We start from the raw sequence: 9,316 nt of genomic DNA, 5'->3' as shown, positions 1-9,316 counted from the left end.
GGGGTGGTTCCGGTTCGCGGACCACCGGCTTGGGCGGCTCTGGAGGCGGCTCGACGGGCAAGACCTCTGGGGCTGGTACGGGCTCGGGCGCAGGAGCGGGCGCCGGCGGCGTCTCCGCGGCCGGCTTCGGCAAGGGGTCGCCGGCGATCAGCGACACCTGGATCGGGACGACCTCGGGGGGAATCACCGGGTCCTGCGACAGATAGGCCAGCGCCGCAAGGCCGCCGAGGTGAAGCCCCGTGATGAGCGTGGCCAGCGCGAGGCGCCCAGGCGCGCCTACCGAAGTTGGCTGGATGCGTCGTCCCACTGCCCGCGTTGCCAGAACGGACTGAGGCTGTGCTGGCGTGTCGAAGTCTGGCACTGGGGATAGGTGCGGAAAGGGCGCGGCGTGAGCGGCAGAAGGCATCGTCAGGGGCAGTTGAATGCCCCTGGACGGGGCTGCGGTGGGTCAGGATGCGGCTGGCTTCATCTGCGACTGCAGGTAGTTCTGCAGGCCGACGCTGTCGACGAGGCCGAGCTGGGTCTCGAGGTAGTCGATATGCTCCTCGGTGTCTTCGAGAATGTGCTCGAACAACTCCCGCGAGATGTAGTCCTTACAGGACTCGCAGTAGGCAATTGCTTCGATCAGGTTCTCGCGCCCTGCCAGTTCGAGCTTGAGGTCGCCCTGCATGCACTCGGGCACGTTCTCGCCGATCAGGAGCTTGTTGAGGTTCTGCAGGTTGGGCAGGCCCTCGAGGAAGAGCACGCGTTCGATCAGCATGTCGGCGTGCTTCATCTCCTCGATCGACTCGTCGTACTCGTGCTTGCCGAGGCGGTCGAAGCCCCAGTTCTTGTACATGCGCGCATGCAGGAAGTACTGGTTGATGGCGGTAAGCTCGATGGTGAGCTGCTTGTTGAGGTACTGGATGACTTTCTTGTCGCCTTTCATGCTGCGGCCTCCAGGGCAAATTGGTTGGGGTGCAGCGTTTGCCTTGCTGTGGCCAGCGTCTCGTTCCCGGCTTGACAGTCGATTGCCGCACGCAGGCAGCTATGGGCATGACGTGCGCAGGTCGCGCATTCGGTCGTCACACCCAACTCCGCCCGCAGATCCCGCAGCCGGCGCGCACCCGCGCGTGCGGCCTGTTCGATCTGGCGTTCGGTGACCCCAAGGCAAACGCATACGTACATAGTTTAGCCTCCCAGCCGCATTTTGCCCTTGAGGGCGGTGATATTCATTTGGTGAGAATCAACTTTCCGCTGCGCGTGGCGCGCAGGAAGTACCGGCATCCCTCGTGCTCGATCTCGAGCGTGCTCCGCCCCTCGAACAATTGCTCGCTCCGGATGGCTGCATCCTGGCCCTGGCGCTGTGGCAGGGTCTCACCGGCGGTCTCTTGCCCCGTGGAGGGCCGGGGATGGGCGCAGTTATTGGGCAGCATTTGTAAGAGTCTGGCGAATAATAATGATTCGCATTAGATCACATGCCTACCCAAGGGTCAATCGCCGGCTGCACGGATGCGCAGCCGGCCGGCAACTTTCATTCGAGGCTGAACAGGATCAGGAGGCCGGGGTCGTTCGCGGCGGTACGCGGCAGGTAGGCAATGCTGCCCTGGGATTCGAGAACGAGGCGACTGGCCTCATCGACGCTCGATGCCTCGCGCGGGGGCTGGGCGCGGCCGGTAAATACCAGTCGCGACCAGTAGGCGCGGATCTGGCTGGGGTTCTTCCGCGTGAGCCGTTGGTAGAACGCATCCCGAACTGGTCCGGCAGGCAGGTCAATGAGCATCACCCCTTGGCCGTCGAACAGGTTGCTGCGGCGGCCCAGGTAGAGCTGCTCCGTGGTGCCGCGATCGAGGGTGGTCAGCCCACCGCGTGCGGCGGTCACGACCACGATCTCTTCGGCCTTGGCGCCTGCCGGCCACAGCACCGTCAGCGCGAGCAGCAGCCACGTCGTGCACAGCGCGAGGGTGGGCGTGCGCTCAGAAGACCACATCGACGGACACGCTCAGCAGGTTGATGGCGCGGTTGTCCAGTCCGCGTGCGAAGGGGTCGCCGCGGGCGATGAAGGTGCCGTGGGCTCCGCGCTCGGTGCGCACGTGGGTGAGTTCGGTCTTGAGCGCGGCTGCGCTGGCGAAATCCCAGCGCACGCCAACGGTCAGGCTGCGTTGCGACTGGTTGCGCGAGCGGTTGAATGCCGATACGAGGGCGCCAAGGCCGGGGTCGGCTGTTGCCAGGCGGACGGCCGGTTCGTCCTGCCATTGCCGTGCGAGGACGAGGTAAGGCGTGAATGCACCGCTGCGTCTGCCCAGCGAGGCGTAGGCGCCGCGTGCGCTGCTGGTAAAGGCGTCGGCGGTGTTGCGTGCCAGTTCGGCGCTGAACAGCCAACGTCCGTCGTCCCATTGCAGTCCGATCGAACTGAAGCTGGCGCGCGCGTCGTCGCCGCTGAGCAGGCTGCGCAGTTCGCCCGGAAGCGCCGCGACACGGGCCGAGCTACGCTGAACGGAAAGCTCCGCGATTGCATGACCAGCGCTGATGCTGAACTCGCCGGCCTCCATGGTCACGCTCAGCCCGACCAGATTGTCCAGCGTCGCACGTCCGCCGCCGATCACCGGAATGCGGCTGCGTCCGGCGTAGGGGTGCAGTTCGAGGTGGGCTGGTCCGACCGGTGTGCGGTATAGCAGGTCGATGCCATCGATGTCGCTGAAGGGGTTCAGGCCATAGACCTCGACCGGCGGTCGCACCCATGGGTGGCTGTAGTTGAGGTCTGCCGAGTCGGACAGCATGAAGAACGGGCTGCGTAGCCGGCCGGCGCGCACGCTGAGCGCGGGGGTGAGGGCATGGCTGATGAAGGCCAGTGCCGGTCGCGGAGTATGGTCGCCACGCTGGGTTTCGCGGGTGATCAACTGCAGGACTGCCGCGCTGCGCTCGCCGAAGCGCCCGTTCAGCTGCAGGCCGAGCACCGAGTCCGGCCCGGCATCGACTCGATTGCCGCCGGGCGCGTCGATGCCGATGCGGGCGAACTGGAGCGCGTGCGAGCTGGTATACACCGCACCGGCGGTGGCAAAGCCCGAAAACTGCCAGTCCACGCCGGTCTCGGCGGCTGCCGGCAGAGCCACGACGGCAAGTGCTGCCAGCAAGGATCTGATCATTGAACGTACTCTCCGGTAGTACGGCGCAGGCTGGCAAAGGTCGCGTCCCGGTCCAGCGGTCGCGAGAACAGGTAGCCCTGGCCGAAGTCGCAGCCCATCTCACGCAGGATCTCGAGTTGCGCTTCTTCTTCTATGCATTCTGCCACCACCGTCATGCCGAGGTCGTGGGCGAGTTCGATGCTGTGGCGCACGATGGCACGCAGCCTTTCGTCATGGGTGATGGAGCGCACGAAGGAGCCGTCCAGCTTGACCTGGTTGCAGGGCATGGTGTGGAGGTAGCTCAGTGCGGAGTAGCCGGTACCGAAGTCGTCGATGAGGATGTCGATGCCGGCCTCGCGCAGGGCATGGAGGTTGCGTAGCGCGGGGCCTTCAGGGCTGGCGAGCAGGCTCTCGGTCACCTCGAAGCGGATGAGACGGCGAGGCACGCCGCAGCGTTCGATGGCGGAGAGCAGCTCCTCGGCCAGTTGTGCGCGCGCGAGCTGGCGGGCGGAGAGGTTGACGCTCACGCGCAGGGGGGTCGGATCGGCGAGTTGGCTGCGCCAGGCACGCAGGTCGCGGCAGCTCGTCTCGAGTACCGTCATGCCCAGGTCGTGGATCAGGTCGAGGGTCTCGGCCAATGGAATGAACTCTGCCGGTGACAGCAGGCCGAGCGTGGGGTGGGGCCAGCGCACAAGGGCTTCGAAGCTGCTCGTCTGTCGTGTGCTCAGGTCGACGATCGGCTGGTAGTAGACCTCGAGGCCGCCGTGGGCGAGGGCAGTGCGCAGTTCTGCCTCCACCTTGAGGGCACGCAGCGCCTGGGCATGCATGGATGGCTGGAAGAACTCGATGGCGGCGCTTTCGCTGCGGCGCGCCTTGTGCAAGGCGTTGTCGGCATCGCGCAGCAGCGACTCGGCGTCCTCGCGCTCGCCATCGCTCAGTGCCACGCCCACCCGGCACCGCGGATGCAGCAGCGACTCGGCGCTGCTGGGCGCAAAGGGGGGCAGGGCGACGAGCTCCTCGCAGATGCGCAAGGCTTCGAGCGAGTCGTCCAGGCCGTTGAGCAGAACGGCGAACTGATCGCCGCCGACGCGCGCCGAAACGTCGCCGTCACGCATCAGCGAGCCGACGTGGCGGGCGACGCTGCGCAGGAGTTCGTCGCCAACCGCATGGCCATAGCTGTCATTGACCAGGCTGAAGCGCTCGAGGTTGATCGTCAGTACCGCGACCAGCTTGCCGTGGCCGCGCCGGCGTTGCGCCAGCGCACGATTTACATGCTCGATGAACATCGCGCGGTTGGGCAGCCCGGTGAGCCCGTCGTGGAGTGCGTCATGCACGAGCTGTTGCTCGGCGCGCTTGCGCAGGTTGATGTCGCCCAGCGAGCCAGCCATACGGATCGCACGGCCATCCTCGTCGCGGCTGGCGACGCCGCGCATCAGCACCCAGTGCGCCTCGCCATTGGGCGGCACCACCCGGTGCTCGAACATGAACTGGGCGCTCTCGCCCTTCAGGTGCGCGATCAGGCGCTGGCGATAGCCGGGCAGGTCCTGGGGGTGGATGTAGTCGAGCAGCGCCTGCGGGGCGCTTTGCAGTGCCCCAGGTGCCAGGCCGAGGATCTGGCAGAAGCGGTCGGAATAGTAGGCCGTTCCGGCGCTGATGTCCCAGTCCCACAGGCCATCGTTTGCGCCGTGCAGCGCCATTGCATAGCGCGCCTCGCTGCTGCGCAGGCTCTCGGCCGTCTGCTGCAGTTCATGCACACGCTGCTGCAGCGTTGCCGCCATGATGTTGAAGTGCCGCGCGATCACCGCGAACTCGTCATGGCCACGGGTGGAGACGCGGTGCTCGAGGTGGCCGTCGGCAATGGCCTTGCTACCTTCGAGCAGGCGGCGCAGGTTGCGAGTCAGCAGGAAGCCAATCGAGGACAGCAGCACGAAAGTGAGCGCGATTTCGGCCAGTGCGATGGCGAGGCCTTGCTCCATGATCGCCCTGCGTGCGGCCGCCAGGACCGAGACCGATACCCCGAACTGCAGCAAGCCGACCTCGTTCCTTGCCAGCAGCAGCGGGCGCCGCACATGAACCAGCTCGCTGCCGGTGAGTGCCTCGACGAAGCTCTGGCGGGTGGTGCTAGGCTCTGGCAACGGTGCGTCGGTGCCCGAGCCGGCGCTGACCAGCGGGCGCATGTCGGCGCCGACGATGCGCACATAGACCAGGCCCTGCTCGGCGCCTTCGAGCAGTTCGCCGAGCACGTCCTGCAGGGCGTCCAGGCGTTCGCGCTCGCTGTAGGCGGTGATCATCGCGTGCAGCATGCTCGCGTTCTGCTCGATCGTGGTGTCGAGGCTGGCGGACACGGCGTTGTTCATCAGTCGTACGCTGTTGGCCAGCAGCAGACTGAGCAGCAACACCTGGACCACGGTGCTGGCGAGCAGAAGGCGGATGCGGATCGAGGTTGGGCGCAGGGGCAGGAGCATGGTATCGGTCGGCACGGCGCGCGGCTCAGCGCCGTGCCAGTCGCCTCACTGCTGAAGAAGCGTCGATGCGGCCTTCGCGTTCGAAGTCCTCCAGGTTGGCCTCGATGCTGTCCGGGTCGTAAAGATAGTTGACCATCACCCCCCAGGACTGCCGCAGGCCTTTGGTCGATGTATCCGCGAGCCAGTTCAGGCGCTCGACGCGTGCGCCGTTGCCGAGATGGAAGCGAGCGACCGAATCGACCGGCCTGTCGCCGCGCCGGGCCTCGAGCAGGTAGCGCGCGGTCAGGCGCAGCAGGGGGTCGCGCAGGGCATCGGCAAGCGCGGGGTCGCCACTCCAGCTGCTGTCTCCACCCAGCAGGCCGGCCAGCGGTGCAGCGTCGAGGTCGGCCAGGCCGAGTGTCCGCAGACGTTTCCAGTCGGCTGGGGTGATCGCTTCGGCGAGTTCTTCCGGATTGCGCTCAGCCCAGCGCACCAGCCCCGGGATGGGCGACAGGGTGGCAAAGGTGCGCAGGCGCGGGAAGTCGCGCTTAAGGTCATCGACGACGCGCTTGAGCAGGAAGTTGCCGAAGCTCACCCCGCGCAGCCCCGCCTGGGTGGCGCTGATCGAATAGAAGATGGCGGTCGTCGCCTTGCCTACGTCGGCCAGCGGCGCCTCGATGTCGAGCAGGCGCTGGACATCGTCCGCCATGTTCTCGAGTAGCGCGACCTGGACGAAGATCAGCGGCTCCAGTGGCATGCGCGGGTGGAAGAACGCGTAGCAGCGGCGGTCGGAATCCAGCCGGTTCTTCAGGTCATCCCAAGAGCGGATCTCATGCACCGCCTCGTACTGCACGAGCTTTTCGAGCAGGGCTGCAGGCGAACCCCAGGTGATGCGCTGCAGTTCGAGGAAGCCGACGTCGAACCACGCCGTCAAGCGGGCTTCGAGCTCGCGGTCGAGCGGCTTGAGCAGCGGGTCCTCGGGTAGAAAACGCAGCAGATCAGCGCGCAGGTCCACCAGGAACTTCACTCCCTGGGGGATTGCGTTGAACTGGGTCAGAATGCGCAGCCGGCGCGAGCGCATCGCAGTGCGCAGCCGCGCCTCGGCATCCCACTGCGCCGGTGTGCCCACCGCGTGCTGATAGTCCTCGTGGGCAAGTGCCACCTGTTCCGGGTCGGGGCCGAACTCGTGCGCGATCAGCTTGAGAAAGGCGTGGCGCCCTGCATCGTCAAGGCGCAGGTAAGTCTCCGCCAGTCGCGCCGCGCGTTGGCGGGTAGACACCTCGCCTCCGCGCCCTTCCGCACACTCCTGCAGTTGCGTACGGATGCTGTCCAGATCGTCCGCCTCCGGCATCTTGCCGAAATGTGCGGCACTTACCACCAGCTCGCGCACCCTGGAGAGGCTGCGCGAAACGAGTCCCGAAGCTGACATGTTCTCCTCCTGATCCTGCCCTGGTCCGGCACTGGCGGCGCCCAGGCACTGTCCATGCGGATTGATTTAGGTCGATCTTATCGTGTCGGTTGACGATAGCATTAGCCCGAATCGGGCAGTGCGTGACATTTTTACTGTTTTCAACTTGCGCATGCAGTGGTGCTATGACATCTTCCGGGCAGTCTTCTTCCCCGAGTCTGCAATAACGTGCTGCTTGCCGCCGCCATGCGCCCCCAAGAATCCCGCCTGAGAGTGCTGCTCGTCGCGCCCGATGCGCCGCAGGCCGACACCGCGCTGGCGCTCGGTGCGGCCCTGGCGGAAGCAGGCGTAGACGTCGTTGGTCACACTGCGAGCGAGAGCCTCGCCCTGGGCCTGTACTTCGAACGTCATCCCGACGTGGTGGTTCTCGATTCGAGCGTCGCACCGCAGGAGCCCGCACGTCTCGTCGGCCTGCTCAAGCGTGTTGCCCCGGGCAGTTACATCGTCGTTGCCGTGCCGGCTGCAGACTCCATGCCGGCGCGCGCGGCGCGCGCGCTCGGCGCCGACGCCGTCAGCCTCGTCGCCGACCTGCCCGAACTGCTCGCGGGGCTTGCCGACGCCAAGGCGGCCTGAGCAGCCGGGGCAGTCCCGGCTGCTTCAGCGTGGCGCCGGTGCGGCGGTGCGCGTCAGTACCAGCAGGGCCAGGCCGACCACCACCATCGGCACACACAACCACTGCGCGGTCGATAGGCCCAGAGACAAGGTGCCGAAGATGCCGGGGTCGGGCGTACGGAAGAACTCGGCCAGGAAGCGCAGGCTGCCGTAGCCGATCAGGAACACGGCTGACACCGCGCGCAGCGGCCGCGGGCTGGCCGCGTACAGCCACAGGATGACGAACAGCAGCAGGCCTTCACCCGCCGCCTGGTAGAGCTGTGAGGGGTGGCGCGGTGCCGCGTCCACCCAGGGGAAGACCATCGCCCAGGGCAGCTCTGAACTTGCCGGGCGACCCCATAGCTCACCATTGATGAAATTGCCGATGCGCCCTGCCGCCAGCCCGGTCGGCACCAGCGGTGCGATGAAGTCGGTGACCTGCCAGAAGCCCTTGCCGTGCTTGCGGCCATACAGCCACATCGCCACCAGCACGCCGAGGAAGCCACCGTGAAAGCTCATTCCGCCCTTCCACACCGCGAGGATTTCACCCGGGTGCTGCAGGTAGTAGCCGGGCTGGAAGAACAGCACCTCGCCCAGGCGTCCGCCCACGATCACGCCGATCACGCCGTACAGCAACAGATCGTCGATCATCTGCGCGTTCCAGCCCAGCTCAGGCCTGCGGCGTGCATGCAGGCGACCGAGGACGACGAAGAGCACGAAAGCGATCAGGTACATCAGGCCGTACCAGCGCACCGAGAGTGGGCCCAGCGAAAAGGCGATCGGATCGAATTGCGGATGGACGAGCATGGGTCTGATGGGCGCAATAAGCGTGGCGCACACGTTGAGCCGGCCTGCCAGTGGCTCGTCCTGCGCGCCGTTTGTGGGTCAGGTGGTCAGTCGAACTGCTTGCGGAACTCGGCAAACTCGCTGCGCAGGGCTTCGAGCTCTTCCCGCAGACGGCGGACCTCGTCCTCGAGTTCCCCGATTCGTCCGCGCGCACTGCCCGCCGCTGTGCCCAGGGACTGCGCCTCGGCCATCTCCTGAACCGCCGCGTCGCCGCCGAGCAGATGCACGTGGCGGGTCTCCTTGGTGCCGGGCGCGCGGGGCAGGGCGGCGACGAGCGGCGGATATTTGTCGGCCAGGTGTTCCAGCACCGCTTCCACCGCTGCAACGTCGTCGAAACGGTGCAGGCGCTCGCAGCGCTGGCGCAACTCGCCTGCAGTCTGTGCGCCGCGCAGCAGCAGGATCGCCAGTACCGCCTGCTCGGCTGGCGGCAGCGAGTGGCGCAGGCGCACCAGGTGCTCGTACTTGGGCACGCGCGCGCTTGCCTGGTCGCGCTTGGACACCAGGCGCCGGGCCATCAGGCTGTCGATCGCATCCTGTACCTCCGCTTCGCTCAGGCTCATCACCGGCTCGCGCGCGGTGAGCTGATTGCAGCCGGTCGTGACGGCGTTGATCGACAGCGGATATGCGTCGGGGGTGATGAAGGACTTTTCGATCAACACCCCGAGCACACGGATCTCGGCCGGGGTGAGGTCGAAGCCGGCTTCCGGTTGTGTTTCGGTGGCGGGGTTCGCATCCTGCATGGGGCCTCCTGGCGGTGACGAGACCGGGATGATACGCCAGCCCGCACACCTCCGACGTCTCGCGGCTCGCGCCGCTCCAACAGGAGGGCGCCGCGGTGTCCGTTCCCGCCGTAGGAGCGGAGC

The 9,316-nt window shown here is 66.6% G+C and carries 10 protein-coding genes and 1 pseudogene; 1 reads left to right on the top strand and 10 read right to left on the bottom strand.

Annotated features, from left to right (window positions below; all coding sequences use genetic code 11):
* The 8 genes and pseudogenes from B447_RS21975 to B447_RS21125 form a co-directional block, all read right to left on the bottom strand.
* Positions 1 to 307, bottom strand: a pseudogene (locus tag B447_RS21975) (energy transducer TonB); the annotation flags it as partial.
* A 141-nt stretch (positions 308 to 448) separates the two neighbouring features.
* The gene (gene bfr, locus B447_RS21155; RefSeq protein WP_004248824.1) at positions 449 to 928 is read right to left on the bottom strand and encodes a bacterioferritin; all 480 of its coding nucleotides are present in this window, start codon (positions 926 to 928) and stop codon (positions 449 to 451) included.
* The gene (locus B447_RS21150) at positions 925 to 1,167 is read right to left on the bottom strand and encodes a (2Fe-2S)-binding protein (protein WP_004248823.1); all 243 of its coding nucleotides are present in this window, start codon (positions 1,165 to 1,167) and stop codon (positions 925 to 927) included. The genes bfr and B447_RS21150 overlap by 4 nt, the downstream gene beginning before the upstream one ends.
* Positions 1,168 to 1,211: 44 nt before the next feature.
* Positions 1,212 to 1,415 (bottom strand): hemin uptake protein HemP, encoded by a 204-nt coding sequence (locus tag B447_RS21145; RefSeq protein WP_004248822.1) that lies wholly within the window; start codon positions 1,413 to 1,415, stop codon positions 1,212 to 1,214.
* A 98-nt stretch (positions 1,416 to 1,513) separates the two neighbouring features.
* Positions 1,514 to 1,969, bottom strand: a complete 456-nt coding sequence (locus B447_RS21140) for a hypothetical protein (protein WP_004248821.1) — start codon at positions 1,967 to 1,969, stop codon at positions 1,514 to 1,516.
* The gene (locus tag B447_RS21135; protein WP_004248820.1) at positions 1,956 to 3,125 is read right to left on the bottom strand and encodes a porin; all 1,170 of its coding nucleotides are present in this window, start codon (positions 3,123 to 3,125) and stop codon (positions 1,956 to 1,958) included. Before B447_RS21135 ends, B447_RS21140 begins: the two co-directional genes overlap by 14 nt.
* Positions 3,122 to 5,569 (bottom strand): putative bifunctional diguanylate cyclase/phosphodiesterase, encoded by a 2,448-nt coding sequence (locus B447_RS21130; RefSeq protein WP_037983386.1) that lies wholly within the window; start codon positions 5,567 to 5,569, stop codon positions 3,122 to 3,124. The genes B447_RS21135 and B447_RS21130 overlap by 4 nt, the downstream gene beginning before the upstream one ends.
* 25 nt (positions 5,570 to 5,594) lie before the next feature.
* A complete protein-coding gene (locus tag B447_RS21125; protein ID WP_002929687.1) occupies positions 5,595 to 6,977 on the bottom strand; it encodes a malonyl-CoA decarboxylase in 1,383 nt (460 codons plus the stop codon).
* 225 nt (positions 6,978 to 7,202) lie between these two features.
* Here B447_RS21125 and B447_RS21120 point away from each other — a divergent pair, with 225 nt between their 5' ends.
* Positions 7,203 to 7,589: a two-component system response regulator gene (locus B447_RS21120; protein ID WP_232431696.1), complete on the top strand. Its 387-nt coding sequence runs from the start codon at positions 7,203 to 7,205 to the stop codon at positions 7,587 to 7,589.
* Positions 7,590 to 7,613: 24 nt separating this feature from the next.
* Here B447_RS21120 and lgt read toward each other — a convergent pair whose 3' ends face one another.
* Together lgt and B447_RS21110 are read right to left on the bottom strand one after the other, a co-directional pair.
* Complete coding sequence (gene lgt / locus B447_RS21115) at positions 7,614 to 8,414, bottom strand: prolipoprotein diacylglyceryl transferase (protein WP_004248815.1); 801 nt, start codon at positions 8,412 to 8,414, stop codon at positions 7,614 to 7,616.
* Positions 8,415 to 8,500: 86 nt separating this feature from the next.
* Positions 8,501 to 9,193 (bottom strand): YceH family protein, encoded by a 693-nt coding sequence (locus tag B447_RS21110; protein WP_004248814.1) that lies wholly within the window; start codon positions 9,191 to 9,193, stop codon positions 8,501 to 8,503.
* Positions 9,194 to 9,316: the final 123 nt, after the last annotated feature.

Source organism: Thauera sp. 27 (assembly GCF_000310125.2).
Classification (GTDB): Bacteria; Pseudomonadota; Gammaproteobacteria; order Burkholderiales; family Rhodocyclaceae; genus Thauera; species Thauera mechernichensis.
Note: the sequence above shows the minus strand (reverse complement) of the source record. Positions and strands in the feature narration are given on the sequence as shown.